The sequence below is a fragment of the Phenylobacterium sp. genome, assembly GCF_031360265.1.
Classification (GTDB): Bacteria; Pseudomonadota; Alphaproteobacteria; order Caulobacterales; family Caulobacteraceae; genus Phenylobacterium.
Genome location: NZ_JANMBF010000083.1, coordinates 1 through 24,868, shown reverse-complemented (window position 1 = coordinate 24,868; position 24,868 = coordinate 1). Strand labels below are relative to the sequence as shown.

Genomic DNA, 24,868 nt, shown 5'->3' with positions numbered 1-24,868 from the left:
TCGCGGACGGCGCGGACGCGCCCGACATCGGTGACGATCCCGGTGAACATTCATATCCTCGCATAGCGTTCCCACAGGTCGTCGCCGACCTCGCGGGTTTCGACGCGCCTGAAATGGCGCGCCTGGGCCAGCGCCGCAATGGCCAGGGGTCCCACGGCCGGTCGCCCCTCGGCGCCGAGGAGGATCGGCGCGCGGAACCACTCGATGGCGTCCACCAGCCCACCACCCAGGAAACTCGCCGCCACCTGGCCGCCGCCCTCGACGAACAGCCGGGTCAGCCCCTCCCCGGCCAGCGCGGCCACCACGTCCCTGAGGTCCGGGTGATTCGCTCTGGCCGCCGCGACCCGCAGCACCCGCACCCCAGCAGCCACCAGCACGGGATCGGGCTCCCTGGTGGCGACGACACAGGTGCGAACGTCCCGGGCGGTCTTCACGAGCCGGCTGTCGGGCGAAAGGCGCTGGCGGCTGTCCAGGACCACGCGGGCCGGCTGGGGGCCGCTGTAGCCGGCCAGGCGCACCGTCAGCTCCGGATCGTCGGCCAGCGCCGTCTCGATCCCCACCACGACCGCGTCATGCTCGGCGCGCAGTCGGTGGACGGCTTCGCGCGCCGCCTCACCGGTGATCCAGCGGCTCTCGCCACTCGCCGTGGCGATGCGGCCGTCCAGCGAGGTGGCGAGCTTCAGTGTGACGGGCACAGGTCACCATTGCGCGCGTGATCCCGGAATGCCGCGCTCGCGGCTTGTCCGGGACCCACAAACACGGCGCTCTCCAGCAAATCACGACCCTCGGACGCGTGTGGGTCCCGGTCTTCGCATGCCGCGAAACCGGGATGGTTGGAGACCTATTCCTCCACCGCTTCGGCCAGCCCCTCTTCGCCGAGGAACTTGGCGAAGTCCTGGGTTTCGCGGAAGTCGCGGTAGACCGAGGCGTAGCGGACGTAGGAGACGTCATCCAGCGCCTTGAGCTGCTGCATCACCAGTTCGCCGACCGCCGAGGAGGGCAGTTCGGTCTCACCCATGCTTTCCAGCTGGCGCACGATCGAGGAGATCATCCGCTCGACCCGCTCCGGATCGACCGGGCGTTTGCGGGTGGCGATGGAGTTCGAGCGCGCGAGCTTGTCGCGGTCGAACGGCGTGCGCCGCCCCGAGCGCTTCAGGATGGCCAGCTCACGCAGCTGTACCCGTTCGAAGGTGGTGAACCGGCCACCGCACTCCGGACAAAGCCGTCGACGGCGGATGGCCGCGCCGTCCTCCGACGGACGGCTGTCCTTGACCTGACTTTCGAGGTGGCCGCAGAACGGACAGCGCATGATCTAGCCCCTTGGGCGCGAACGGACCCTATCCGTTGTAGATCGGGAAGCGTCGCGTCAAGGCCAGGACTTCGCCGCGCACCCTGGCCTCGACCGCGGAATTGTCCCCGCCGGCGCGCACGCCGTCCAGCACCTGACCGATCCAGGCGCCGACCTGACGGAATTCCACCGGGCCAAAGCCGCGCGTCGTACAGGCCGGAGATCCCACCCGCAGGCCCGAGGTCTGCACCGGCGGCAGCGGATCGAAGGGGATTCCGTTCTTGTTGGTGGTGATCCCGGCGCGCTCTAGGGCGATCTCCGCGTCGGCGCCGCTGACGGATTTGGGCGTCAGGTCCACAAGCATGAGGTGGCTGTCAGTGCCGTTGGAGACGATCTTGAAGCCGGCGGTCTGCAGGCTGTCGGCCAGCGCGCGGGCATTGTCGACCACATCGCGGGCGTAGGCCTTGAACTCCGGCCGCAGCGCCTCGCCGAAGGCCATGGCCTTGGCGGCGATGACATGCATCAGGGGCCCGCCCTGCAGTCCCGGGAACACCGCTGAATCGATCTTCTTCGCCCACTTCTTGGAGTTGGTCATGATCATCCCGCCGCGCGGGCCGCGCAGCGTCTTGTGGGTGGTGGTGGTGACAATGTGGGCGTGCGGGAACGGGTTCGGATAGACGCCGCCCGCCACCAGCCCGGCATAGTGGGCGATGTCGACCATCAGCAGCGCCTCGACCTCATCGGCGATGGCGCGAAACTGCTCGAAATCGATGGCGCGTGAATAGGCCGAACCGCCGGCGATAATCACCTTGGGCCTCTCGGCGCGGGCTACTTCCCAGGCCTGATCGTAGTCGATCAGGTGGTCCTGCTGGCGCACGCCGTAAGCCACGGGACGGAACCACTTGCCCGACTGGTTGATCGCCATGCCGTGGGTCAGGTGACCGCCGGCCGCCAGGTTCATGCCCATGAAGGTGTCGCCAGGACTCATGGTGGCCATGAACACCGCCTGGTTCGCCTGGCTGCCGGAGTGCGGCTGGACGTTGACGTAGTCGCAGCCGAACAGCTGCTTGGCGCGCTCGCGGGCCAGGTCCTCCGCCTCGTCCACCACCTCGCAGCCACCGTAGTAGCGTTTCCCCGGATAGCCCTCGGCATATTTGTTGGTCAGCACCGAGCCCTGCGCTTCCAGCACCGCGCGCGAGACGATGTTTTCTGACGCGATCAATTCGATCTGGTCCTGCTGTCGCGTCAACTCCGCCGCCAGAATCCTGGCCAGGTCCGGATCGCCTTCGGCGAGCGTGTCGTCAAACAACCGATCCGAACGGGGCGGAGCGTGGGCGGTGAGCGTCAAGAGCGGGGCCTTTCGGGCTGGCAGGATTTGGAAGCACTGAAGACGACCGCTCTTTACCCCCAACCGGCCCTGCCTCCAACGGCTGCGAACGCGCGGGGAACAATCTCGCCGCGACCGCGTTATTTGTTGCTCTGGCGGTGCGAGATCGACCGTCCTGAACGCATGGGCCACGTCGAGAAGGGGAATTTCATGAGCGTCGGACCTGACGGCGAGGGCTTGACCGGCGCGGAGGTCTTGCGCCTGGGCTCCGATATCGTCTCGGCCTACGTCAGCCGCAACGCGGTGGCCGCCGACGCGCTGCCGGAGATTATCCGCAGCGTGCACCAGGCGATGGCTGGCCTGGCCGGCGCGAGCCCGCCCACCGTTGAACCACGCCCCAAGCCCGCGGTATCGATCGGACGCAGTATCCAGCACGAGTTCATCGTCTGCCTGGAGGACGGCGCGAAACTGAAGATGCTGAAGCGCTATCTGCGCTCTCGCTTTGGCATGAGCCCCGATGACTACCGCCGGCGCTGGGGCCTTGCGCCCGACTATCCGATGGTCGCCCCGGCCTATGCCGCGCGGCGTTCGGATTTCGCCAAGAAGATCGGCCTGGGGCGCGGTGTCCGACGGCAAAAATAGTCGTCGAGACGATTTCCGGAGCTAAGCCGCGAGGCCGCCGACACGCTTGATGTTGCAATGGACCCAGAGCTTTTCCAGGGCCTCGACCAGATCGTCCATCATCTCGTCCGTGTGCGCCGGCGAGGGCGTGAAGCGCAGGCGTTCGGTCCCGCGCGGCACGGTGGGATAGTTGATCGGCTGGACGTAGATGCCGTGGTCGTCCAGCAGGATGTCGCTGATCAGCTTGGTATGGACGGGATCGCCGACCAGCACCGGCACGATGTGGCTGACCGAATCCATCACCGGCAGGCCGGCCTTGCGGAACCGGTCCTTCAAGGTCGCCGCGCGCTCCTGATGGGTGACGCGCACCTCGTCATGGGTCTTGAGATAGCGGATCGAGGCCGCTGCGCCGGCGGCCAGGGCCGGCGGGATCGAGGTCGAAAAGATGAAGCCGTCGGCGAAGCTGCGAATCGCATCGACGATCACCGCGTCGCAGGCGATGTAGCCGCCCATGACGCCGAACGCCTTGGCCAGGGTTCCTTCGATGATGTCGATGTCGGCCATCACTCCGTCGCGTTCGGCGAGCCCCGCGCCGCGCGGGCCATACATGCCGACAGCGTGGACCTCGTCGAGGTAGGTCATCGCCGCGTATTTCTTCGCCAGCGCCACGACGGCGCGCAGGTCGGCGACGTCGCCGTCCATAGAATAGACGCTTTCCAGCGCGATCAGCTTCGGCGCGGCGGGATCAGCCCCGGCCAGCAGCTCCTCGAGGTGCGCCAGGTCGTTGTGGCGGAAGATGTGGCGCTCGCCCCGGCCGGCGCGGATGCCGCTGATCATTGAATTGTGGTTCAGCGCATCGGAGAAGACGATCAGCCCTGGCAAAATCTTGTAAAGGGTTGAGAGCGACGCCTCGTTGGAGACGTAGCCCGAGGTGAACAGCAGGGCCGCTTCCTTCTGGTGAAGGTCGGCCAGCTCGCGCTCCAGCTCCACATGATAGTGCGTCGTGCCGGAGATGTTGCGGGTGCCGCCGGAGCCCGCGCCGGCCTCGTCGATCGCGGCCTTCATGGCCTCGGTGACCACCGGGTTCTGGCCCTGGCCCAGATAGTCGTTGGAACACCAGACCACGACTTCGGACCGGGAGCCGTCAGGGCGCGTCCAGGTGGCGCGCGGAAAATCGCCGCGGTGGCGCTTCAGATCGGCGAAGACCCGATAGCGCCCTTCGCCGCGGATCTTTTCGAGAGCGTTCGCGAACGCGGACCTGTAATCCATCGACGTGCTCCCCGGATCCCGCGTTCGCCATCTCGGCGCGGGCGGCCGGTCCCTTGATATGCGCGGCGTTTTCGCACCGTGGACGAGCCTTGTCCATAAGGCGAGCGGTCCCGGATGGTGACCTTTTCGTCCACGACCTGTGAGAATTTGTAATCGGCGATCAGGTTGCCTTCGCCGCCATCGGCGCATTTCCGCGGAACAGTTCGAGAATCGCCGAGAAATCCTTGCCCCCGCCGCCCAACCGGTCGAACAGCGCGTAAAGTCCCTCGGCCTGGGCGCCCAGGGGGGTCGCGGCGCCGGCCTTGGCGGCCGCCTCCTGGGCCAGTTTCAAATCCTTGAGCATCATCGCCGTGGCGAACCCGCCCTCGTAGTTCCGGTTCGACGGCGCGGCCGGCACCGGGCCGGGCCAGGGGCAGTAGCTGGTCAGGCTCCAGCACTGGCCTGACGACTTGGACGCGATTTCGAAAAAACGCTCCGGATCCAGCCCCAGTTTCTCGGCCAGGGCGAAGGCCTCGCAGACCGCGATCATCGAGGCTCCCAGCACCATGTTGTTGCAGATCTTGGCCGCCTGCCCCGCGCCATGATCGCCGGCGCGGATCACCGTGCGCGCCATCGGCCCGATCAGCGCCTCGACGGCGGCGAAATCGGCGTCGGCGCACCCTACCATGAAGGCAAGAGTCCCGGCCTCGGCGCCCGCCTGCCCGCCGGACACCGGCGCGTCGGCGAACCGGAACCCGGCCCGGGTGACATCGGCGGCCACCGCGCGGGCGCTCTCCACGTCGATGGTCGAACAGTCGATGAACAGCGCCCCCGCCTTGGCGTGCGGCGCGATCTCTCCGGAATAGACACCGCGCACATGCTGGCCGGCGGGCAGCATGGTGATCACCGCATCGGCGTCCCTGACCGCCGCGGCCGCCGAGCCGGCGGCGCGACAGCCCGCGGACACAGGCTTTTCAAGGGCCGCGGCCGACAGGTCGAAGGCCACGACGTCATGACCCGCCCTGGCCTGATTCGCGGCCATGCCGCCGCCCATGTTGCCAAGGCCGATGAAGGCTATGCGGGTCATGAATGCCTCTGGATCAGAAACTTACTTCGGTTTGCGGAACTTGTAGATGAACTGATCGGTATGGCCGCGGATCGAGGGATCGAAGACAGCCTTGGTGTGATCGTCGGCTGGATTGGCCAGCACCTTGCTCTCGCCTTCGAACTTGAAGCCCGCGGCGGTCACCTGGTTCCTGACGATCGACGGCTCGATCCGATGCAGCTTGTCCTCGGGGTCGGGGGCCGCGCCCACCCCGGCCGCATGATCCAGGACGATGAACAGGCCGCCCGGCTTCAGGGCGGCATAGACCGACCTGTCAAAGGCCAGCATGTCGACACCCTTGATATTGTTGACGTCGTGATAGTTCTGCGCCGTCCAGATCACGTCGGCCTTGGCCGGGATGACCAGGCCCGCCGCCAGCGGCAGATGGAGCGACTTCACATTCGCATAGGCCGGATCGGCGGCGATGGTGTCCTGCGCCTGGGCGGGCGGGGGTTTGGCCGGATCGGTCGTCGGCCGCAGCGGGCCGCCGACGGCGTAGACCGTACCCTTTGGCCCCACGGCCTTGGAGAAGATGCGCGTGAAATAGCCACCGCCGGGGATCAGATCGACCACGGTCTGGCCCGGCTTGATGCCGGCGAACTCGAGCATTTCGGCGGGCTTTCGGTCAGCGTCACGCCGGGCGTCGGCTTCCGGGCGCGCCTTGTCAGCCACGGCGGCCATCTGGTTGGCGTCGGGCCTGGCGTAGGCGCCGCCAGCCGCGAGCGCCGCGGCGGCCAGCACGGCGCCCAGCATCAGCTTGGGTGTCATTCGTCGTCCTCCCCTGGCGGCCGTTCCGGTCCGCCCTGCGGTTAAGGTAGGGGCGTCCACGCCTCAGCGGAAGCCAGGGGCGCGAAAATGCCGTCGAGCATGGCTTCAGTGACGCCCTCCAGGGTTGGCGGATCCCATTTGGGCGCATTGTCCTTGTCGACGATCACCGCGCGCACGCCCTCCTGGAAGTCGTGTCGCCGCACGACCCGGGCGCCGATCCGGTACTCCAGGGCCATGTTGTCGGCGAAGATCTTCATGGCGCGCCCAAGCCGCAACTGGCGGAAGGCGACCTTCAGGGTCTGCGGGGATTTCGTCCGCAGAATCGCCAACTGCTCGCGCGCCCAGTCGCTGTCCGTCGCCGCCAGCGCCGCCACGATAGCCTCCACGCTGTCGCCTGCGAACAGCCGGGCGATCTCGTCCTGGTGCTGGGCGATGGCCGGGCGGCCCGCGTCGCCCTCGAATTCGGCCAGCAACCCCTCCACGTCCGCCGGCCGCGCGACGATGGCGGCCTTTAGGTCCGGCAGGCGGGCGCTCTCCACATAGTCGGTGGCGATGCCGGTGAGCTCGCAGTCCGCAGCCTTGATCCGCGCGCCGGTTAGCGCCAGCCACAGCCCGATGTGGCCCGGCATCCGCGACAGATACCAGCCGCCGCCGACGTCGGGGAACAGGCCGATCCCGGTCTCCGGCATGGCGAAGGTTGTCCGCTCGGTGGCTACCCGATACCGGCACGGCCGCGACAGGCCGACGCCGCCGCCCATGGTGATCCCGTCCATGATCGCGACCAGGGGCTTTGGATAGTCGTGCAGCAGGGTGTTCAACCGGTACTCGTCGAAGAAGAACTCGCGCGCCTTGGCGCCGTCCCCCGCCCCGCTTTCCGCCAGCATCCGGATGTCGCCGCCGGCGCAGAAACCGCGCTCGCCGGCGTGGTCGATCAGCACGAGCCCGATCGCCGGATCGTGGCGCCAGGCCAGGAGGGCCCCAGTGATCAGGCCAATCATGTTGGTAGTCAGCGCGTGCAGCGCCTGGGGCCGGTTGAGCGTGATCCGCCCCACGGCGCCTTCGACGCGGGTCAGGACTTCGGTGTCGGAGGTCATCGAGCCGTCCCTCGGACCAGATTGATGCATTCGACACCGCTTCGCGCCGCCGCCTCGAGCAGTTGGCGGTCTCGTGAAACCAGGGCGGCGCCTTCCTCGATGGCCAATTTCAGATAGCTCATGTCGAAAAGGCTGAGGCCGGACTCGAAAGACATGACAAGCAGATCGTCAAGCGCTTCGGCTGCCAGAGGCGGCTGCGATTCGATGAATAGCGCCGCCATTTCCTGTCGAGCCCGCCCAAAGTCTCTCGGCGTCAGCGCGTTTCGGCGCAGCAGTGTGAGAAGGACGTTCCCTATCTCCCAATCCATGACGTAAGGCGCAAGAAACCTCTGCGTGTCGCGAGCCGCGAGGAAGGCCACCGAGGCGTCCGTCGCCTGGGTCGGCACAATCCAGGAGAGGACCGCGGATGCGTCGATGATGAAGCCCGTCACTCACGCGCCATCTGCTTCAGCTCTTCCCAGGTGATGTTCTGGATTGCCGGGTGCTCTTCGATCATGGCGGCGCGCAGCTTCTCGAGCCGCGCGACAATCTCCGCACCATTTCTCCGCTGCACCGGCGGCGTCTCGGCGGATCCCGCAGCCAGCAGCCTCGCCACAGGCCTTCCATTTCGGGTTATGACGATCTCTTCGCCGCCGTTCTCGACCTGTTCAAGTAGAGACGAAAGATTCGTCTTGGCTTCCAGCACGCCGACTTCACGCATCGCGGACCTTCAAGTCTGACCAGTCTGGTCAGACTAGCACGGTCTCTATTGGCGCAACAGCTCCCGCGCCGTGATCACCCGCATGATTTCGTTGGTTCCTTCGAGGATCTGGTGGACCCTTAGGTCGCGGACGATGCGCTCCAGGGGATAGTCCTGCAGGTAGCCATAGCCGCCGTGCAGCTGCAGCGCCTGGTTGGCGACCTCAAAGCCGGTGTCGGTGGCGAACCGCTTGGCCATGGCGCAGTACTGGGTGGCCTTGGGGTCGCGGTTGTCCAGCGCGTGGGCCGCGCGGCGCACCATCAGGCGGGCCGCGTCAAGCTCGGTGGCCATGTCGGCAAGACGCCACTGCAACCCTTGAAAATCCTTCAGCGGACTGCCGAACTGCTTGCGGGTTTGCAGGTGCGCCTTGGCGGTGTCCAGCGCCAGGCCCGCGCCGCCCAGCGAGCAGGACGCGATGTTGATCCGCCCGCCATCGAGGCCGGCCATGGCGAAGCGGAAGCCGTCGCCCTCGGCCCCGATACGGTTCTCCACGGGCACGCGGCAGTCGTCGAAATTCACCTGCGCGGTCGGCTGGGAATTCCAACCCATCTTCCTCTCCTGCGCCCCGAAGGAGAGCCCAGGCGTTCCGTTCTCGACGACCAGCGCCGAGATACCCTTGGGGCCCGCATGACCGGTGCGGACCATGACGACGTAGATGTCCGACGTCCCGGCGCCGGAGATGAAGGCCTTGGAGCCGTTCAGCACATAGCCATCTCGGTCCAGGCGCGCTGTCGTCGCGAGCGCCGCGGCGTCGGAGCCCGAGCCGGGCTCGGTCAGGCAGTAGGAGGCGATCAGCTCCATCGTGGTCAGACGCGGCAGGTACTTGTGGCGCAGATCGTCCGACCCGAACCGGTCGATCATCCAGGAGGCCATGTTGTGGATCGACAGGAACGCCGCCGCCGAGACGTCGCCATAGCTGAGCTGCTCGAAGACGATCGCGGCGTCCAGCCGCGAGAGCGCCGAGCCGCCGACATCCTCGGCCACATAGAGGCCCGCGAAGCCCAGCCCCGCAGCCTTGCGCAGCACATCGACCGGGAAGTGCTTTTCCGCGTCCCAACGCGCGGAATGCGGGGCCAGCTCAGCGGCGGCGAAAGCGCGCGCGGCGTCCTCGATGGCCCGCTGATCGTCGGTAAGGTTGAAATCCATGCCCGGCCAAGTCGCGCCGGCGAGCCGGTCTGTCAAATGTTTCGAGGCTTGCGCGCCGTCGCCGCAGGGTTCACTTGGCGCCGCAAATGACCAAAGCGCCCCTTGCCGCCTACCCTGCCCTGCGCCTGCGGCGTCTGCGTCAAGCCGACTGGATCCGCCGACTGGTGCGCGAGACCGTGCTGACGCCGGCCGACCTGATCTGGTCGCTGGTGGTCCATGACGGCGAGGGCCAGGTTCCCGTGGCCTCGATGCCGGGGGTCGCTCGCCTGTCGGTGAAGGACTGCGCGGCCGCGGCCCGGGAGGCGCGCGCGCTCGGCATTCCCGCCATCGCGGTCTTCCCGCACATCGACGGGGCCCGGAAGGACGCCGCCGGCACGCAGGCCGACGACCCCGACGGGCTGATCGCGCGCGCGGTGAAGGCCATGAAGGACGCCGCGCCCGAGGTCGGGATCATGTGCGACGTGGCGCTCGATCCCTTCACAGATCACGGCCACGACGGGCTCATCGAGGACGGCCGCATCCTCAACGACCCCACCATCGAGCGGCTGGTCAGCCAGGGCCTGATGCAGGCGCAGGCCGGCTGCGACATCCTGGCCCCATCCGACATGATGGACGGCCGCGTGGGCGCGCTGCGCACGGCGCTCGAAGCCGCGGGCCTGCAGGACGTGATGATCATGTCCTATGCCGCCAAATACGCCTCGGCCTTCTACGGACCCTACCGCGACGCTATCGGCTCGGGGAAGCTGGGCGCGGGATCGGTCGAAAATCCCGGCGACAAGAAGACCTACCAGATGGACAGCGCCAATTCCGACGAGGCGCTTCGCGAGGTGGCCCTGGACATCGCCGAGGGCGCCGACATGGTGATGGTCAAGCCGGGCATGCCCTATCTCGACATCGTCCGCCGCGTGGTCGAGGCCTTCGCCATGCCGACCTTCGCCTTCCAGGTCTCGGGCGAGTACGCCATGCTGATGGCCGCCGCCCAGAACGGCTGGATCGACGAGGAGCGCGCCATCCTGGAGAGCCTCGGCGCCTTCAAGCGCGCCGGGGCGGCGGGCGTGATCAGCTATTTCGCGCCGCGCGCGGCCAAATTGCTGGGCGCCTAAGGGCGGCCCGCCCGAGGGCTGTCGACGGTCGCGATGAGGATCTTGCCGGTCGGGGCCGCGGCGGCCTGCCGATGGTCGGAGCTGTCGGCGACCACCATGAACAGCGTCTGGCCGTCGTCGCCGCCGAGCATACAGGCGTAGCAGTTCTGGCTGGTCTCGATGACCTCCAGCACCTCACCGCCCTCCGCGAACCGCACGCACTCCGGGGCGATCGGGTTGGCGATCCAGATCGCGCCCTCGGCGTCGAGCGCGATCCCGTCGGGGACCCTGGGCGAGGTCGAGGCCCAGACGCGGCGGTTCGACAGGCCGCCGTCCGGACCGATATCGAAGGCGGTCAGGCAGCCGGCAAGGGTTTCGCCGACAATCAAGGTCCTGCCGTCCGGCGTGATCACCGGGCCGTTGGGGAAATGCATGTCGCTGGCCGCGACGCTGACCGCGCCGTCAGGCGAGATGCAGGCCAGCCTGGCGGTCGGATGGTCGGCCAGCACGCTCTGCACGCCGCGCGCCGCCATGGCCGCGTCCAGGTCGAAGCCGAAGTTGCCGACATAGGCCCGGCCCGTCGCGTCGACGACCATGTCGTTGCAGTGGTAGCCGGCGATCTGGCTGAGATCGGCATGCAGGCTCATCGCCCCGCCGGCCGTGCGCCGCAGGACCTGGCGTCTGGTCATTGAGACGATGAGCATCGAGCCATCGGGCATCCACCCCAGACCGGAGGGCTGGTCATCGATCTCGAACTCCGTGCGCACGTCGCCGGCCAGCGACACCGATTTCACCGCATGCGCGTAGAAATCACTGAACCACAGCCGGCCGTCGCGCCAACGCGGGCCCTCGCCGAAATAGATGCCATCGGTCAGCACCCGGGTGGTTCGCGCCATGGTCATTCCTCCCAGCCGACGTCAGCCTCGGCTTGGCCGCGACCCTAGAGTCAGACGTCGGGCGCCGCCAGCCATTCACCGAGGATCGCGTTGACCTGCTCCGGCGCCTCCTGCTGGACCCAGTGCGAGACGCCGGGCAGGCGCCGGATCGTCAGGTCGCGGACCCGGGCCTCGGTCCCCTCCAGCAGTTCGATACCCAGCGCGGCGTCGGCTTCGCCCCAGACGATCAGGGTCGGCGTCTCGATCATCGGCCAGGGTCCGGCGAGCTTGCCGGGCCGGCGCATCGCGGCGCGATACCAGTTGATCATGCCGGTCATGGCGCCGGGGCGCTGGGCGTCGGCGGCGTAGCGGTCGAGGACGTCCTTGGTGAAGTTGGACTTGTCGACAGCCATGCCGTGGAAGGCTTGACGAACGGCGCGGGCGTCGCGCGCGGTTGCCCCCCACTCCGGGAGTGCGGGGAGCTGGAAGAAGAACATGTACCAGGACTTCCTCAGCTGAGCCCAGGAGCGGCGCAGGTGGGCGCTCATGATCGCCGGATGCGGCACATTCATGATCACCAGTCGCTCCAGCGGCCGGAGCCGGTTGGCGGCGAAGGTCCAGGCCAGGCCCGCGCCCCAGTCGTGGCCGATCAGGGTGACCTCCCGCGCGCCGCTGGCGTCGATCAGCGCGGCCACGTCCTCCATCAGCCGGTCGATGCAATAGCTGGCGACATCCCGGGGCTTGGGCTCGGTCTCGCCATAGCCGCGCAGGTCCGGCGCCCAGGCCCGATAGCCCATCCGCGCCAGCAGCGGCAGCTGGTAGCGCCAGGAGAACCGGCTCTCCGGAAAGCCGTGCAGGCAGAGCGCCAGGCGATCGCCCTGGCCCGCCTCGTCGACGGCGAAGTCGAAGCCGTTCGCCTGGATGTGGCGCGTGGTGATGCCCATGATGTCCTTCACGGTGTCTCGAAATAGGCGCTGTCATCAACATGGCCTAGAAGCCGCCTGACGCCGAGCCGCCGGAAGCCGATCTTCTCCAGCACGCGCTGGGAGGCCAGGTTGGCGAGACTGGTGAAGGCCGCCAGGCGCGGGTGACCCAGCGGGCCTAAGGCCCGGGCCAGGAGAGCCGCGGCCGCCTCCGTGGCGTAGCCCTTGCCCGAGTGGCGCGCCAGTATGGCATAGCCGAGGTCAGGCAGGTCCAGCCCCAGGCGGGTCGGCACGATGCCACAGAGGCCGAGCGGCTCGGCGGTGGAGCCGTTCCGGACGACCAGCCAATGGCCGTTGTTGAAGCGTTCGGCGATATAGGTCCGCGTATCGTCCAGGGTGCGCACGCCACGGTCGCCGATGTTGGCGAGCCAGCCGGGATCGTTGAGCAATTCCAGAATAAAGGCCGCATCGCCGTCGGTCACCCCGTCGAAGGCCAGTCGCGCGGTGCGGCCTTCGCTCATTGCGGCGTTTCCAGCCGCGCCACCAGACTGGACGTGTCCCAGCGCGCGCCGCCCATCGCCTGGACCTCGGCATAGAAGCCGTCGATCAGCGCGGTGATCTCCAGCGCGGCGCCGTTACGCGCCGCTTCGTCCAGCACAAGGCCCAGGTCCTTGCGCATCCAGTCCACCGCGAAACCAAAGTCGAAACTGCCCTGCGCCATCGTCGCCCAGCGGTTGTCCATCTGCCAGGATTGCGCGGCGCCCTTGGAGATCGCCTCATAGACGGCCTGTGGATCCAGCCCGGCGCGGGTGGCGAAATGCAGGCCCTCGGCAAGGCCCTGCAGCACGCCGGCGATGGCGATCTGGTTGACCATCTTGGTCAGTTGCCCCGCGCCCGGTCCGCCCATCAGCCGCGCGGCCTTGGCGTAGGCGGCGATCACCGGCTCGACGCGGGCAAAGGCCTCCGGCGCGCCGCCGCACATGATCGTCAGCTGGCCGCTTTCCGCCCCGGCCTGGCCGCCGGACACCGGCGCATCGACAAAGGCCCGGCCGCCGCGCGCCGCCAGCGCCGCCATCTCGCGCGCCACGACCGCGGATGTGGTGGTGTGGTCCACGACAATCCCCCCCGCCGCCATGGCCGGCAGCGCCCCGGTCACGACCTGGCGAACGTCGTCGTCGTTGCCGACGCAAAGCATCAGGATGTCGGCCCCCCCCGCGACCTCGGCCGCCGTCTCCCCGGCCCGGCCGCCGTGCGCCGCCACCCAGCGGTCCGCCTTTTGCGCGCCGCGGTTGCACACCGACATCTCGTGCCCGGCCCGCGCCAGGTGGCCGGCCATGGGAAAGCCCATCACGCCGAGGCCGACGAACGCAACCTTCATCCAGGGGCTCCTTAACCTTAGCCGCAACGGCATTTTAACGCGGGCCTGCGCACCTTCGTCTCTCGTAACAGGCTTGACCGGGGCGGACCATGTCGGTGGGCGACCAGCCGATCATCATTATCAAGCGCATCAAGAAGGTCGCCGCCGGACACCACGGCGGCGCCTGGAAGGTCGCCTACGCCGACTTCGTGACCGCCATGATGGCCTTCTTCCTGCTGATGTGGCTGATCAACACCACCTCGCCGGAACAGAAGCGCGGCATCGCCGACTATTTCGCGCCAGCCAGTGTTTCGGAAACCACCTCCGGCTCCGGCGGCATCCTGGCCGGCACCGCGCTTGGCAAGGAGGGCGCCAAGCAGAACGGCTCGATGTCGATCATCCAGGACGCCAGCCCCGATTCGCGGCACCCCGACGACGGGAAGTCGACGGATGGCGCAAAGGCCAAATCGCCCGAGCAGGCCACCACCTCCGACCTGCGCGAAGCCCTGCAGAAACGCGAGGAGGCCGCGTTCGCTTCCGCCGCCCAGTCGCTGCGTCAGGCGCTGCAGGACATGCCGGAGCTGGCTGAGTTGTCGAAGAACATCATCATCGACCAGACGCCCGAGGGGCTGCGGATCCAGCTGGTCGACCAGGAAGGTCGCTCGATGTTCAACACCGGCACGGCGGCGCCCAACGACCGGGCAAAGCTGCTGCTGCGGGCGATCGCCAAGATCATCAACAAGCTGCCCAATCGGATCAGCATCTACGGCCACACCTCGGCCAGCGCCGGCCCGGGGGGCAAGGCGGACGGCGACTGGACGCTTTCGGCCACCCGCGCGGATTCTTCGCGCCGCGTGCTGCAAGGCGCCGGCGTCGATCCCGACCGGGTCTATCAGGTCTCCGGCAAGGCCACGTCGGAGCCGCTCTATCCCGACGACCCCACCCTGCCCGGCAACCGCAGGATCGCCATTGTGCTGCTGCGTGAGGCGCCGGTGCTGCCGCCGGACGCCGGTTGAGCCTCGGCCCTTGCGCCAAGCTCCGGCATGACGCCTAATCCCGTTCGAGGCGCACCGGTATGAAGGCGACCACAAGTCCGTGACGCAGCATTTCCCGACCCGACAGCTCAGGTTCTTCCTGACCGCGCCATCCCCCTGCCCCTATCTGCCTGAACGCTTCGAGCGAAAGGTGTTCGCCCACCTGCCACTGTCGGACGGCGCCACGGTCAATGACAGTCTGACCCAGGTGGGGTTCCGCCGGTCACAGAACATCGCCTACCGCCCCGCCTGTGAGGCGTGCACGGCGTGCGTTTCGGCGCGGTTGCCGGTGGCGGACTACGTTTTCTCGCGCTCCGAGCGCAAGGTGATCGCCCGCAACGAGGACCTGGAACGCCACCTCGTCGAGGCCGAGGCGACCATGGAGCAGTTCGACCTGTTGCGCCGCTACCTCACCGCCCGCCACGCCGACGGCGGCATGGCCGAGATGACCTGGCCAGACTATGTCGCCATGGTCGAGGACACCGCCGTCCGCACCCACATCATCGAGTATCGCGCCCGATCGGCGGACGGCGGCCCTGGCGACCTCATCGCCTGCGTGCTGGTGGATCTGATGAGCGACGGCCTGTCGCTGGTCTACAGCTTCTACGACCCCACCCAGAGCCGGCGCAGCCCCGGCTCCTTCATCATCCTCGACCACGTGATCCAGGCCGGCCTGACCAACCTGCCTTACGTCTATCTGGGCTATTGGGTCCGCGGCTCCGACAAGATGGCCTACAAGGTCCGCTTCTCGCCCATCGAACTGCTCCGGCCCGAAGGCTGGACCCTGGTGGTCGGCGGCGCGGCCAAGGCGGCGGCTGAGATCTAGGGCCAAGCAAGGTGGCGTGGCGCGCGTGGGGCTTGCTATGGTTGCAGCTGTGATCCCACCCCCGGACGAGGCCGCATGGCGCGACAGCTTCGGCTGAGCCTTCGCAGGCCCGCCGCCCAGACCCGCGACAGTTTCGTGCCCGGAGCCTCGAACGCCGCGGCCAGGGCCGCGCTCGACGCCTGGCCACACTGGCCGGGCGGGACGCTGGTGCTGGCCGGGCCGCAGGGGGTCGGCAAGAGTCATCTGGCGCGGGCCTGGGCGGCGGGGGCCCGGGCGCTGGTGATGGATCGAAACACACCGGACGTGGCGGCGGCCAGCGGGCGACCGGTGCTGCTGGAGGATGTCGATCAGGGCGTCGAGGGCGAGGCGCTGTTCCACCTGATCAACCTGGCGGCCCAGGACGGCGCGAGCCTGCTGCTCACAGCGCGCGCCCCGCCGGCGACCTGGCCGGCGGCGATTCCCGACCTGCGCTCGCGCCTCAACGCCCTGCACGTCGCCGAGATCGCCGCGCCGGACGACGAGGTGCTCACCGGCGTTCTCCGGAGATTCTTCCGTGAGCGGAACATTCGCCCGCACGACGATGTCTATCCCTACCTGCTGCGGCGGATGGAAAGGTCGATCCCCGGCGCGCAAGAGATCGTGCGACGCCTCGACGAGACAGAGGATGGGGAAATGCGCCCGGTTTCGCGGGTTCTGGCCCGGCAGATCCTTGAAGGTGATACGGAAAATCTTGACCTTTTCGAGGGATGACTTGAAGCCGTCACAAGCGGCGTCCAGACTCCGACGTCGTGATCTGTCCAGGAGCCGCCTAAATGACCCTCGCCGCGCCCATCGCCGCAAATGCCGCGAGCGATGGGCGGCATCTGGCCTGGGACGCGCAGCTTGCCGCCTCGCCCACCCGCTTCTTCAATCGCGAACTGTCCTGGCTGGCGTTCAACCGCCGGGTGCTGGCCGAGAGCGAGAATCCGCGCCACCCGCTGCTGGAGCGCCTGCGCTTCCTGGCGATCAGCGCCAACAATCTCGATGAATTCTACATGGTCCGCGTTGCCGGCCTGCGCGCCCAGGTGCGCGAGGGCGTGCGCGTCGCCAGCCAGGACGGCCTGACGCCGGCCGAACAGCTTGAGCGGGTCAACGCCGAGGCCGCCGACCTGATGGGCGACCAGCAGACCCGCTGGCGCGAGCTCTGCGCCGAACTGGCCGGCGAGGGCTTGAGCCTGGTCGCGGCCAGCGACGTCACCATCGCCGAACTGGACGGCCTCGAGGAAGCATTTGCCTCCCAGCTGTTCCCCGTGCTGACGCCACTGGCCATCGACCCGGCGCATCCCTTTCCGTTCATTCCCAACCTGGCCTTCTCTCTGGCGCTGAAGCTGCGCCGGCTGGTGGACGGGCGCGTGCTCTACGCCCTGGTCCCGATCCCCGCCCAGGTCGCCCGGTTCTGGGAACTGCCGCAGGCCAACGCCGGCCGCCGGCGCGCGACGCGACGCTTCGTCTCGCTCGAGGGCCTGGTCAGCCTGTTCCTCGACCACCTGTTCCCCGGTTGCGAAATCCAGGCCCAGGGGGTCTTCCGGCTGATCCGCGACAGCGACGTGGAGATCATGGAAGAGGCCGAGGACCTGGTCCGCGAGTTCGAGCTGGCGCTGAAACAGCGGCGGCTGGGCTCGGTGGTGCGGGTGGAGATCGACGCCACCATGCCAGAGGAACTGCAGGGCTTCATCTGCTCCAGCCTGCACGCGCAGCCGCAGGACATCATCCAGATCGACGGCCTGCTCGGCCTGGACGAACTGACCCAGCTGATCCCGCCGGACCGGCCGGACCTGAAGTTCAAGGTCTTCGAGCCGCGGTTCCCTGAGCGGATCCGCGATCATGGCGGGGACTGCTTCGCCGCGATCCGCGAGAAGGACATTCTGGTCCATCACCCGTTCGAGAGCTTCGATGTGGTGGTGCAGTTCCTCAGGCAGGCGGCCCGCGACCCCAACGTCCTGGCCATCAAGCAGACGCTCTATCGCACGTCCCAAGACAGCCCGATCGTCGCCGCCCTGATCGAGGCGGCGGAGGCCGGCAAGAACGTCACCGCGGTGATCGAGATCAAGGCGCGGTTCGACGAGGCGGCGAACCTCAAGTGGGCGCGCGACCTGGAACGCGCCGGCGTGCACATCGTCTTTGGCTTCGTGGAATATAAGACCCACGCCAAGCTCTCGACCGTGGTGCGCCGGGAAGGCGACATCCTGCGCAGCTACTGCCACTTCGGCACCGGCAACTACCACCCGGTCACGGCGCGCATCTATACCGACCTGTCGCTGTTCACCACCGACCCGGCGCTCGGCCGCGACAGCGCCCGGCTGTTCAACTACATCACCGGCTACGCCACCCCCGACCGGCTGGAGAAGCTGTCGTTCTCGCCGGTCACCATGAAGCGCGACCTGCTGGCGCTGATCGCCCGCGAGGCGGCCTGCGCCGCGCGGGGCGAGCCGGCGGGAATCTGGGCCAAGATGAATTCGCTGGTCGATCCCCAGATCATTGACGCCCTCTATGCGGCGAGCCAGGCCGGGGTGGCCATCGAGCTGGTGATCCGCGGCATCTGCTGCCTGCGCCCCGGAGTCCCCGGCCTTTCAGAGAACATCCAGGTGAAGAGCATCGTCGGCCGCTTCCTGGAGCATGGCCGGATCGTCGCCTTCGCCAACGGCGCACCCCTGCCCTCGCCCGCGGCTCGGGTGTTCATCTCTTCGGCCGACTGGATGCCCCGCAACCTCGACCGCCGCGTCGAGTGCCTGACGCCGATCGAGAATCCCACGGTCCACCAGCAGGTGCTACAGCAGATCATGCTCGCCAACCTGAAGGACGAAGCCCAGAGCTGGGCCCTCGATGACCGCGGCCGCTACAGCCGCGACCCGTCCTGGGATCATCCGGGGGCCTTTTCCGCGCACGAGTATTTCATGACCAATCCCAGCCTTTCAGGTAGAGGCCAGAAGGTGAAGGACATGCCGCGCGCGATCGATCATGTGGCCTCGCGGGGATAACCGGCCGCAATCCCGGCAGGCGGCCGTCATTGACGTCGGGTCGAACTCGGTGCGTCTGGTGATCTATCAGCTCGACGGCCGCTCGATCTGGACCCTCTACAACGAGAAGGCCCTGGCCGGCCTTGGCCGCGACCTGCCGTCCACCGGGCGGCTGTCACCCGACGGAGTCGAGGTGGCGCTGGTCGCCATCCGCCGCTATCGCGCCCTGCTGGACGGATGGGCCGCCGAGAATGTCACCGCCGCGGCGACAGCGGCCGTCCGCGAAGCCGCCGACGGGCCCGCGTTCCTGCGGCGCATCCGCGATGAGACCGGGCTGACCGTACGTGTACTGACAGGCGAGGAGGAGGCCCGCTATGCGGCGCTCGGCGTCATCGCCGGCCAGCCTGACGCGCAGGGCGTTGTCGGTGACCTGGGCGGATCGAGCCTGGAGCTTGTGCGGCTTAACCCCGCCGGCCCCGAGGCCGGAGCGACCCTGCCGCTGGGCCCCTTCGCCCTGGGCGCGCCGCGCCAGCTCGACATCGACCGTACGCACCGGCTGATTGACGCAGCCCTCAGTCCCGTCGCCAAGCGCTTCGCCACCCGGAGCTTTCACGCGGTGGGAGGGGCCTGGCGCAACCTGGCGCTTTTCCACATGGAACTGGCCGACTACCCGCTGCATGTGGCCCATCAGTACGAGATGAGCCGCGCCGATGCGCTGGACGTCTCCCGGCTGGTGGCGCGCCAGTCGCGAGGATCGCTGGAACGGATGCAGGGCCTCTCCAAGAAACGGGTGGAAACCCTGCCCTATTCCGCCGTCGTGCTGGACGCCCTGATCGAGCGGCTGGGGGTCGAGCGGGTGACCATCTCGGCGTTCGGGGTGCGCGAGGGCCTGCTGCTCGACGCCATGGACCAGGCCGTGCGCGCCCGCGACCCGTTGATCGAGGGCTGCGAGGCGCTGACGGCCGCGCGCGGCGCGACCGCCGACCTCGGCGCGGCGCTTGAGGCCTGGCTGACCCCGGCCTTCGACACCCTGGATCCGGTGTTTGGCGCGCGCGATCCGGTGCTGCTGGCCGCCGCCTGCCGTCTGGCCGACCTCGGCACGCGGCTGCACCCCGATCATCGGGCGGACCTGGCCTTCGAGCAGGTGCTGCGCGCGCCGATCGCGGGGATGACCCATGCGGAGCGTGGCTTCCTGGCCAGCGTCGCCTTCGCCCGCCACACCACCGCGCCCAACCCGCCCGAGGCCGCCACCATCGCCCGCGTGGTGTCCGCCGAACGCCGCCAGCGCGCCCGCGCCCTGGGGGCGGGTGTGCGCCTCGGGTGCGACCTCTCCGGCCGCAATCCGCGTCTGCTCGAGCGGTCGAATCTGAGCGTCCAGGGCGAGCGACTGATCTTGACCGCCTCGCGCGGCTGGGAAGACATGCTGCTGGGCGAGCAGACCGCCAAGCGCGCGCAGACTCTGGCCACCGCCCTGAAACTGAAACTCGAGCTAGGCTGAAGCCATGCAGATCCTGATGACCAAGGCCGCCGCCGAGCGGGTGGCCCGCCGCGTCGCGGCGTTCGCCCCCGACGCCGAGATCGTCACCGTCGTCTCCGCCGAAGGCTATGAACGGGCGGGTCAGCCGATCGCGGCGGACGACGTCGATCCGGAGGTCGTCTGGCTCAGCCTGGACAGCTATGCCTCGGGAACCCTGCGTCAGCTCTACAGCCGGCTGATGAAGGCGCAGGCCGCGCGCTGGACCCAGATCATGGCCGCCGGCATCGACAACCCGATGTTCCGCGCGATCATCGAAAAGGGCGTGCGCCTCTCCAAGTCGAGCGCCCAGGCCACGCCGATCGCCGAATATGTGGTCGCCCATGCGCTTAGCCTGCAGGTTCCGATTCAGGCCCAGGCCGATCTGCAGAGAGCACACACCTGGCAGAGCACGCCCTACCGCGAGCTGGCCAGCACCCGCTGGGTGCTGATCGGCTTCGGCAACATCGGCCGCGAGATCGCCAGGCGGATCAAACCGTTCGGCGTTGACCTGACCGTGGTGCGCCGCAACCCCGCGCCCGACGCCCTGGCCGACCGCATCATCGGCCTGTCCGACCTGGCGGAGATGTTGCCGGACGCCGACGTGGTCGTTCTGGCCTGCGCGCTCAACGCCGAGACGCGAAACCTGTGCGACGCGGCCTTCTTCGAGGCGCTGAAACCCGGCGCGATCCTGATCAATATCGGGCGCGGCGGGCTTGTGGACGAAGATGCGCTCAAGGCGGGGCTGGACCGCGATCAGCCGGCGCACGCGGTGCTGGACGTCTTCCAGACCGAGCCGCTGCCCACGGACCATTGGATCTGGGACCACCCGAAGATCCGGGTCAGTGCACATACCTCCAACTCCGGCGACGGCAACCTGGGCCGTGGCGACGAGTTGTTCCTGGAGAACCTGCGCCGGTATCTGACCGGCGAGCCGCTGTTGAACGAGGCCGATCCGAGCGAGGTGGGGCTTTAGACCCGCGAACCGGCCTGCACGGCCGGCCGGCGGCGGACCATCACGATGTCGTCACCGGCGCCTAGCCCGGAGGCGGTCGTCAGCGTCACCCGCCCCAACGGGACAAAGCCGTGGCGGGCGTACAGGCGCTGGGCCCCATGGTTCCCCTCCCAGACGTCCAGGTAGATGTCCTTGCCGGCGCGCCCCATGTCGGCCAGGGCGGCGCGGAGCAGGGCTGCGCCGACACCGACGTTCAGCAGGTCCCTGGCCACATAGAGGCGGTGCAGCGCCGAATCGCCGGCGTCCGGAAATCCGCCGTAGCTTCCCGCGGCGATCGGCCCGAAGTGGGCGAACCCGACGATCCGGCCCTCCAGGTCCGCCAGTGTGACGGCGTCTTGCGCCAGCCATTGCGCGACGCGGGTGTCGGACAGACCGGTTTGAAGATGGGCCGCAAGGTCGGTGGCCGCCTCATAGGTATGGCCAAAGGCGGCGGAATAGGTGTCTCGGGCCAAGTGGGCCAGTTGGCCCACGTCGGCGGCCTGGGCGGCTCTGAGGCGGGGCGTCATCATCACCGGCCGATGCCATCGCCCACCGCCGATAGCAAGACGGCGACCCAGATCGTCGCCGGATTCAACACCCGCAAGACAGGCTACGGATCAGCCCGCCTCGGCGGTCTTTGGCGCGCGGCGGACCTCGACGACGCGCACGCGGGCGCCGTCCAGCACCAGGGCCAGTTCGCCGCGTTTGAGCCGCAAGGCGTCCTCGCCGAACGCCTCTCGACGCCAGCCCTTCAGCGCCGAGGTGTCGGCGTCGTCGTCATTGGCGATCTGTTCGAGGTCGGAGACCGTGGCGATCAGCTTGGACGCCACGCCGGCCTCCTCGGCGCGCGCCTTCAGCAGAACCTTGAGCAGTTCGACCACCGCGCCGGCCGCCGGAGAGGCCGACGCCCGCGAGCGTTCGACCACCGGCGCATAGGCCTCCGGGTCCTTCAGCGCCTCGCGAATGGCCGCCAGCAGGTCCGGGCCAAAGCGCGACCCGGAAAACCCCTTGGGCACCGAGCGCAGACGGTCCAGCTGATCGGCGTCGGTAGGCGCCTGGGTGGCGATCTCGTCGATCGCCTCGTCCTTGACGATCCGCCCGCGCGGCTGGTCGCGGGACTGGGCCGTCCGCTCGCGCCAGGCGGCGACGGCCTTGTAGACCGCCATGTATTTGGCCGTATGCTTGCGCGGCCGCAGCCGTTTCCAGGCATTTTCGGGCTCGACGTCATAGATCGCCGGATCGGTAAGGTTGGCCATCTCGTCGGTGACCCAGCCGAGGCGACCCTCCTGGCGCAGCCGGTCGTGCAGCATCGGATAGAGCGCGGCCAGATGGGTCACGTCGGCCAGCGCATAGGTCAGCTGGTTGTCCGACAGGGGCCTGCGCGCCCAGTCGGTGAAGCGCGAGGACTTGTCGAGCTCGATCTTCAGCATCTGGCGGACCAGAGCGTCATAGGCGATCTGCTCGCCAAAGCCCGCCGCCATGCCGGCCACCTGGGTGTCGAACAGCGGTCGGGGCATGGCCTGCAGGTTGTTGAAGATCTCCACGTCCTGCCGGGCGGCGTGGAACACCTTCAGGATCGTCGCGTCGCGCAGAATTTCCAGGAACGGCTCGAGGTCCATGCCTTCGGCCAGCGGGTCGATGCACGCTTCCGCACTCCCGGCCGCGGCCTGGATCAGACACAGCTTTGGCCAATAGGTCGTCTCGCGCATGAACTCGGTGTCCACGGCGACGAACGGCTGGCCCTTGAGCTTGTCGCAAAACACCGCGAGTTCGGCGGTGGTCGTAATCGGCGTCATCGACTAGCTATAGCCCGGCGCGGGGCCGAGTCTGCAAGGCCGCGTTTCGCGCACCGCTCATTTCTGTCGAAGGCGTCCCGATGTCCGACCGGCCCAACGGCCTCACCTATGCCCAGGCCGGCGTCGATATCGATGCCGGGGCGGCCCTGGTCGAGCGTATCAAGCCCCTGGCCAGGTCCACCCGCCGGGCCGGCGCGGAGCCCTCGCTTGGTGGGTTCGGCGCCCTGTTCGACCTGAAGGCCGCCGGCTACGACGATCCGCTGCTGGTCACCACCACCGACGGCGTCGGCACCAAGCTGAAAGTCGCCATCGAGACCGGCATCCACGGCACGGTCGGCATCGACCTGGTGGCCATGTGCGTCAACGACCTCTTGGCCCAGGGCGCCGAGCCGCTGATGTTCCTGGACTATTTCGCCACCGGCAAGCTCGACGTCGAGGCCGCGGCCACCGTCGTCGCCGGGATCGCCGAGGGCTGCCGCCAGGCCGGCTGTGCGCTGGTCGGCGGCGAGACGGCCGAGATGCCGGGCATGTACGCCGCCGGCGACTACGACATGGCGGGCTTCTGCGTGGGCGCCGTCGACCGCGACAAGGTGCTGCCCCGGATGGGCGACCAGAAGCCGGGCGACATCCTGGTTGGCCTGGGTTCGTCGGGTCCGCACTCCAACGGCTATTCCCTGGTGCGCCGCATCGTCGAGCGCTCGGGCCTCGCCTGGGACGCGCCCGCGCCGTTCGCCGAAAGCCAGACCCTGGCCCAGGCCCTGCTCGCCCCTACGCGCATCTATGTGAAGACCGTGCTGCCGCACCTGAAGGCCGGGCGCGTTTCCGGCCTGGCGCACATCACCGGTGGCGGGCTGGTCGAGAACCCGCCGCGGGCCATCGCCGACGGCCTTGTCGCCCGGTTCGATTGGGACGCCTGGGTCCCGCCCCCCGTGTTCGGCTGGCTGCAGGCGGTGGGGGGCGTCTCCGACCACGAGTTGCGCCGCACCTTCAACTGCGGCATCGGGATGATGCTGATCGTCAGTCCGGGCGATCTGGCGCAGTTGCTGGAGGGCCTGGTGCGCGCCGAGGAGGACGCCTTCGTGATCGGCGAACTGGCGAAGGCATGAGGCCGCTCCGGCTCCGGACCTGGCTTGTCGCGTCGACCGTCGCGGCCACGCTTGCGATGAGCGTCCAGGCGCAGCAGGCTGGCGGGATCGAGGGCTTCACCACCCTGTTCATCAGCCCCTGCGGCGAGCCGTTCCGCGGCCGCGCCGACGAACCCTATCCCGTGGTCTTCTGGTTCAACCAGACCGACACCGATCACGACGGGACCATCGACCTGACCGAGTTTCGCACCGACGCCCACGGCTTCTTCGACGTGCTGGACCGCGATCACAACGGTTACCTCGACGGCACGGAGATCCACCTCTACGAGACGAAGATGATCCCCGACGCCCTGCACATCGAGCAGTTCGGGGAGGTTGCCGGCCTGATCTTCGTGCAACAGGGCCCCAGCGGCCCCACAGGCACCGCAAAAGAGCCCACCCGCCCGCGGGCCCGCCCGCTGCAGGGCGCGGCGCCCTACAGCCTGCTGGCCGAGTCCGAGCCCGTCACCGCCGCAGACACCGACCTCAACGGACGCATAACCCTGGTCGAGTTCCTCGCCGCCGCCGCCCGCCATTTCCGGCGGCTGGATGTGAATGGCGACGGCAGGTTGACGCTCAGCGAACTGCCGAAGACCCAGGCGCAGATCGTGATGGAAGCCCAGGCCAGGCGGCGACGCTGACAGGAAGCGCCCTGTCCCCGCCCCTACCTCAGCGCCGCATTCAGTTTCGCCAGCGCCGCGGAGCCTGGCACCAGTTCCGCCTCGCCCAACGCATTCAGAGGCGTGTCCACCGTCTCCAGACTGTCGTGCAGGTCGCCGGCTTCGGGGTTCACGTAGAGCAGCCCTGTCACGATCTGGCCCCTGGCCTGGCGCGCCTGCAGGTAACCCAGCGCCTGGGCGCGGTTGCTGGGGTTGTAGAGCTCGGCGATCTTGTGCAGCGACAGCACCGAGCCGTCGTGCTGGGACACCTTGACGGTGGTTCCGGGGGCATAGTCCACGGAGATTTCCGCCCGGTGCGGGATCATGTCCAGCCGGTTCACCGCCTCGTTGTG

26 protein-coding genes and 1 pseudogene are annotated in these 24,868 nt (G+C 68.4%); 10 read left to right on the top strand and 17 right to left on the bottom strand.

Annotated elements, in window-relative coordinates; genetic code table 11:
• Positions 1–50 precede the first annotated feature (50 nt).
• From RMN86_RS07330 to glyA, 3 genes are all read right to left on the bottom strand, one after another.
• Positions 51–695, bottom strand: a complete 645-nt coding sequence (locus tag RMN86_RS07330; protein WP_309605181.1) for a RibD family protein — start codon at positions 693–695, stop codon at positions 51–53.
• Positions 696–841: 146 nt separating this feature from the next.
• A complete protein-coding gene (gene nrdR, locus RMN86_RS07325; RefSeq protein WP_309605180.1) occupies positions 842–1,309 on the bottom strand; it encodes a transcriptional regulator NrdR in 468 nt (155 codons plus the stop codon).
• A 28-nt stretch (positions 1,310–1,337) separates the two neighbouring features.
• Positions 1,338–2,597 (bottom strand): serine hydroxymethyltransferase, encoded by a 1,260-nt coding sequence (gene glyA, locus RMN86_RS07320; RefSeq protein WP_309605179.1) that lies wholly within the window; start codon positions 2,595–2,597, stop codon positions 1,338–1,340.
• Positions 2,598–2,825: 228 nt separating this feature from the next.
• Between glyA and RMN86_RS07315 the strand changes: the two genes are divergently transcribed.
• A complete protein-coding gene (locus tag RMN86_RS07315; RefSeq protein WP_309605178.1) occupies positions 2,826–3,257 on the top strand; it encodes a MucR family transcriptional regulator in 432 nt (143 codons plus the stop codon).
• 21 nt (positions 3,258–3,278) lie between these two features.
• Here the strand turns inward: RMN86_RS07315 and hemA are convergent, their stop codons facing one another.
• From hemA to RMN86_RS07280, 7 genes are all read right to left on the bottom strand, one after another.
• Entirely contained in the window at positions 3,279–4,505 is a 1,227-nt protein-coding gene (gene hemA, locus RMN86_RS07310) for a 5-aminolevulinate synthase (RefSeq protein ID WP_309605177.1), read from the bottom strand.
• A gap of 160 nt (positions 4,506–4,665) precedes the next feature.
• Positions 4,666–5,571, bottom strand: a complete 906-nt coding sequence (gene mmsB, locus RMN86_RS07305) for a 3-hydroxyisobutyrate dehydrogenase (RefSeq protein WP_309605176.1) — start codon at positions 5,569–5,571, stop codon at positions 4,666–4,668.
• A gap of 21 nt (positions 5,572–5,592) precedes the next feature.
• Positions 5,593–6,357: a methyltransferase gene (locus tag RMN86_RS07300; protein ID WP_309605175.1), complete on the bottom strand. Its 765-nt coding sequence runs from the start codon at positions 6,355–6,357 to the stop codon at positions 5,593–5,595.
• A gap of 41 nt (positions 6,358–6,398) precedes the next feature.
• The gene (locus RMN86_RS07295; protein ID WP_309605174.1) at positions 6,399–7,451 is read right to left on the bottom strand and encodes an enoyl-CoA hydratase/isomerase family protein; all 1,053 of its coding nucleotides are present in this window, start codon (positions 7,449–7,451) and stop codon (positions 6,399–6,401) included.
• Positions 7,448–7,882, bottom strand: a complete 435-nt coding sequence (locus RMN86_RS07290) for a type II toxin-antitoxin system VapC family toxin (RefSeq protein WP_309605173.1) — start codon at positions 7,880–7,882, stop codon at positions 7,448–7,450. Before RMN86_RS07290 ends, RMN86_RS07295 begins: the two co-directional genes overlap by 4 nt.
• A complete protein-coding gene (locus tag RMN86_RS07285; RefSeq protein WP_309605172.1) occupies positions 7,879–8,151 on the bottom strand; it encodes a type II toxin-antitoxin system Phd/YefM family antitoxin in 273 nt (90 codons plus the stop codon). The genes RMN86_RS07290 and RMN86_RS07285 overlap by 4 nt, the downstream gene beginning before the upstream one ends.
• Positions 8,152–8,196: 45 nt before the next feature.
• Positions 8,197–9,336, bottom strand: a complete 1,140-nt coding sequence (locus RMN86_RS07280; RefSeq protein WP_309605171.1) for an acyl-CoA dehydrogenase family protein — start codon at positions 9,334–9,336, stop codon at positions 8,197–8,199.
• 86 nt (positions 9,337–9,422) lie between these two features.
• Here RMN86_RS07280 and hemB point away from each other — a divergent pair, with 86 nt between their 5' ends.
• Positions 9,423–10,439, top strand: coding sequence for a porphobilinogen synthase (hemB, locus tag RMN86_RS07275; RefSeq protein ID WP_309605170.1), 1,017 nt, complete (start codon positions 9,423–9,425; stop codon positions 10,437–10,439).
• Here hemB and RMN86_RS07270 read toward each other — a convergent pair.
• From RMN86_RS07270 to RMN86_RS07255, 4 genes are read right to left on the bottom strand one after another with little or no spacing between them, the layout of a single operon-like run.
• Positions 10,436–11,314 (bottom strand): SMP-30/gluconolactonase/LRE family protein, encoded by an 879-nt coding sequence (locus RMN86_RS07270; RefSeq protein ID WP_309605169.1) that lies wholly within the window; start codon positions 11,312–11,314, stop codon positions 10,436–10,438. The genes hemB and RMN86_RS07270 overlap by 4 nt on opposite strands.
• Before the next feature lie 50 nt (positions 11,315–11,364).
• Positions 11,365–12,249: an alpha/beta hydrolase gene (locus tag RMN86_RS07265; RefSeq protein ID WP_309605168.1), complete on the bottom strand. Its 885-nt coding sequence runs from the start codon at positions 12,247–12,249 to the stop codon at positions 11,365–11,367.
• Positions 12,246–12,737 carry a GNAT family N-acetyltransferase gene (locus tag RMN86_RS07260; protein ID WP_309605167.1) on the bottom strand — a complete coding sequence of 164 codons (492 nt, stop codon included), beginning with the start codon at positions 12,735–12,737 and terminating at the stop codon, positions 12,246–12,248. Before RMN86_RS07260 ends, RMN86_RS07265 begins: the two co-directional genes overlap by 4 nt.
• The gene (locus RMN86_RS07255; protein WP_309605166.1) at positions 12,734–13,594 is read right to left on the bottom strand and encodes an NAD(P)-dependent oxidoreductase; all 861 of its coding nucleotides are present in this window, start codon (positions 13,592–13,594) and stop codon (positions 12,734–12,736) included. Before RMN86_RS07255 ends, RMN86_RS07260 begins: the two co-directional genes overlap by 4 nt.
• Positions 13,595–13,683: 89 nt before the next feature.
• On the opposite strand from RMN86_RS07255, the gene RMN86_RS07250 reads away from it, so the two are divergent.
• The 6 genes from RMN86_RS07250 to RMN86_RS07225 all read left to right on the top strand — a co-directional run bounded on the left by RMN86_RS07250 (position 13,684) and on the right by RMN86_RS07225 (position 20,918).
• Positions 13,684–14,589: a flagellar motor protein MotB gene (locus tag RMN86_RS07250; RefSeq protein WP_309605165.1), complete on the top strand. Its 906-nt coding sequence runs from the start codon at positions 13,684–13,686 to the stop codon at positions 14,587–14,589.
• 79 nt (positions 14,590–14,668) lie between these two features.
• The gene (locus RMN86_RS07245) at positions 14,669–15,433 is read left to right on the top strand and encodes an arginyltransferase (protein WP_309605164.1); all 765 of its coding nucleotides are present in this window, start codon (positions 14,669–14,671) and stop codon (positions 15,431–15,433) included.
• A gap of 75 nt (positions 15,434–15,508) precedes the next feature.
• Positions 15,509–16,183, top strand: a complete 675-nt coding sequence (locus tag RMN86_RS07240) for a chromosomal replication initiator DnaA (RefSeq protein WP_309605163.1) — start codon at positions 15,509–15,511, stop codon at positions 16,181–16,183.
• A 62-nt stretch (positions 16,184–16,245) separates the two neighbouring features.
• Entirely contained in the window at positions 16,246–18,450 is a 2,205-nt protein-coding gene (locus RMN86_RS07235) for an RNA degradosome polyphosphate kinase (RefSeq protein ID WP_309605162.1), read from the top strand.
• A complete protein-coding gene (locus RMN86_RS07230) occupies positions 18,431–19,927 on the top strand; it encodes a Ppx/GppA phosphatase family protein (protein WP_309605161.1) in 1,497 nt (498 codons plus the stop codon). Before RMN86_RS07235 ends, RMN86_RS07230 begins: the two co-directional genes overlap by 20 nt.
• A 4-nt stretch (positions 19,928–19,931) precedes the next feature.
• Positions 19,932–20,918 carry a D-2-hydroxyacid dehydrogenase gene (locus RMN86_RS07225; RefSeq protein WP_309605160.1) on the top strand — a complete coding sequence of 329 codons (987 nt, stop codon included), beginning with the start codon at positions 19,932–19,934 and terminating at the stop codon, positions 20,916–20,918.
• Here the strand turns inward: RMN86_RS07225 and RMN86_RS07220 are convergent.
• A complete protein-coding gene (locus RMN86_RS07220; RefSeq protein WP_309605159.1) occupies positions 20,915–21,466 on the bottom strand; it encodes a GNAT family N-acetyltransferase in 552 nt (183 codons plus the stop codon). The two genes, RMN86_RS07225 and RMN86_RS07220, sit on opposite strands and share 4 nt — an antisense overlap.
• Before the next feature lie 87 nt (positions 21,467–21,553).
• Positions 21,554–22,732, bottom strand: a complete 1,179-nt coding sequence (rnd, locus tag RMN86_RS07215; protein ID WP_309605158.1) for a ribonuclease D — start codon at positions 22,730–22,732, stop codon at positions 21,554–21,556.
• An 80-nt stretch (positions 22,733–22,812) separates the two neighbouring features.
• Between rnd and purM the strand changes: the two genes are divergently transcribed.
• Together purM and RMN86_RS07205 are read left to right on the top strand one after the other, a co-directional pair.
• Complete coding sequence (purM, locus tag RMN86_RS07210; RefSeq protein ID WP_309605157.1) at positions 22,813–23,838, top strand: phosphoribosylformylglycinamidine cyclo-ligase; 1,026 nt, start codon at positions 22,813–22,815, stop codon at positions 23,836–23,838.
• A 56-nt stretch (positions 23,839–23,894) separates the two neighbouring features.
• Positions 23,895–24,497 (top strand): hypothetical protein, encoded by a 603-nt coding sequence (locus RMN86_RS07205; RefSeq protein ID WP_309605156.1) that lies wholly within the window; start codon positions 23,895–23,897, stop codon positions 24,495–24,497.
• A 23-nt stretch (positions 24,498–24,520) separates the two neighbouring features.
• On the opposite strand, the pseudogene RMN86_RS07200 reads toward RMN86_RS07205, so the two are convergent.
• Positions 24,521–24,868 (bottom strand): annotated as a pseudogene (locus tag RMN86_RS07200) (2-oxoacid:ferredoxin oxidoreductase subunit beta); the annotation flags it as partial.

Coding starts and splice junctions, on each gene's coding strand:
- nrdR (WP_309605180.1), bottom strand. CDS start 1,309: ATGCGCTGTCCGTTCTGCGGCCACCTCGAAAGTCAGGTCAAGGACAGC.
- RMN86_RS07315 (WP_309605178.1), top strand. CDS start 2,826: ATGAGCGTCGGACCTGACGGCGAGGGCTTGACCGGCGCGGAGGTCTTG.
- hemA (WP_309605177.1), bottom strand. CDS start 4,505: ATGGATTACAGGTCCGCGTTCGCGAACGCTCTCGAAAAGATCCGCGGC.
- mmsB (WP_309605176.1), bottom strand. CDS start 5,571: ATGACCCGCATAGCCTTCATCGGCCTTGGCAACATGGGCGGCGGCATG.
- RMN86_RS07300 (WP_309605175.1), bottom strand. CDS start 6,357: ATGACACCCAAGCTGATGCTGGGCGCCGTGCTGGCCGCCGCGGCGCTC.
- RMN86_RS07295 (WP_309605174.1), bottom strand. CDS start 7,451: ATGACCTCCGACACCGAAGTCCTGACCCGCGTCGAAGGCGCCGTGGGG.
- RMN86_RS07285 (WP_309605172.1), bottom strand. CDS start 8,151: ATGCGTGAAGTCGGCGTGCTGGAAGCCAAGACGAATCTTTCGTCTCTA.
- RMN86_RS07280 (WP_309605171.1), bottom strand. CDS start 9,336: ATGGATTTCAACCTTACCGACGATCAGCGGGCCATCGAGGACGCCGCG.
- hemB (WP_309605170.1), top strand. CDS start 9,423: ATGACCAAAGCGCCCCTTGCCGCCTACCCTGCCCTGCGCCTGCGGCGT.
- RMN86_RS07270 (WP_309605169.1), bottom strand. CDS start 11,314: ATGGCGCGAACCACCCGGGTGCTGACCGATGGCATCTATTTCGGCGAG.
- RMN86_RS07260 (WP_309605167.1), bottom strand. CDS start 12,737: ATGAGCGAAGGCCGCACCGCGCGACTGGCCTTCGACGGGGTGACCGAC.
- RMN86_RS07255 (WP_309605166.1), bottom strand. CDS start 13,594: ATGAAGGTTGCGTTCGTCGGCCTCGGCGTGATGGGCTTTCCCATGGCC.
- RMN86_RS07250 (WP_309605165.1), top strand. CDS start 13,684: ATGTCGGTGGGCGACCAGCCGATCATCATTATCAAGCGCATCAAGAAG.
- RMN86_RS07240 (WP_309605163.1), top strand. CDS start 15,509: ATGGCGCGACAGCTTCGGCTGAGCCTTCGCAGGCCCGCCGCCCAGACC.
- RMN86_RS07235 (WP_309605162.1), top strand. CDS start 16,246: ATGACCCTCGCCGCGCCCATCGCCGCAAATGCCGCGAGCGATGGGCGG.
- RMN86_RS07230 (WP_309605161.1), top strand. CDS start 18,431: ATGTGGCCTCGCGGGGATAACCGGCCGCAATCCCGGCAGGCGGCCGTC.
- RMN86_RS07225 (WP_309605160.1), top strand. CDS start 19,932: ATGCAGATCCTGATGACCAAGGCCGCCGCCGAGCGGGTGGCCCGCCGC.
- RMN86_RS07220 (WP_309605159.1), bottom strand. CDS start 21,466: ATGATGACGCCCCGCCTCAGAGCCGCCCAGGCCGCCGACGTGGGCCAA.
- rnd (WP_309605158.1), bottom strand. CDS start 22,732: ATGACGCCGATTACGACCACCGCCGAACTCGCGGTGTTTTGCGACAAG.
- purM (WP_309605157.1), top strand. CDS start 22,813: ATGTCCGACCGGCCCAACGGCCTCACCTATGCCCAGGCCGGCGTCGAT.
- RMN86_RS07205 (WP_309605156.1), top strand. CDS start 23,895: ATGAGCGTCCAGGCGCAGCAGGCTGGCGGGATCGAGGGCTTCACCACC.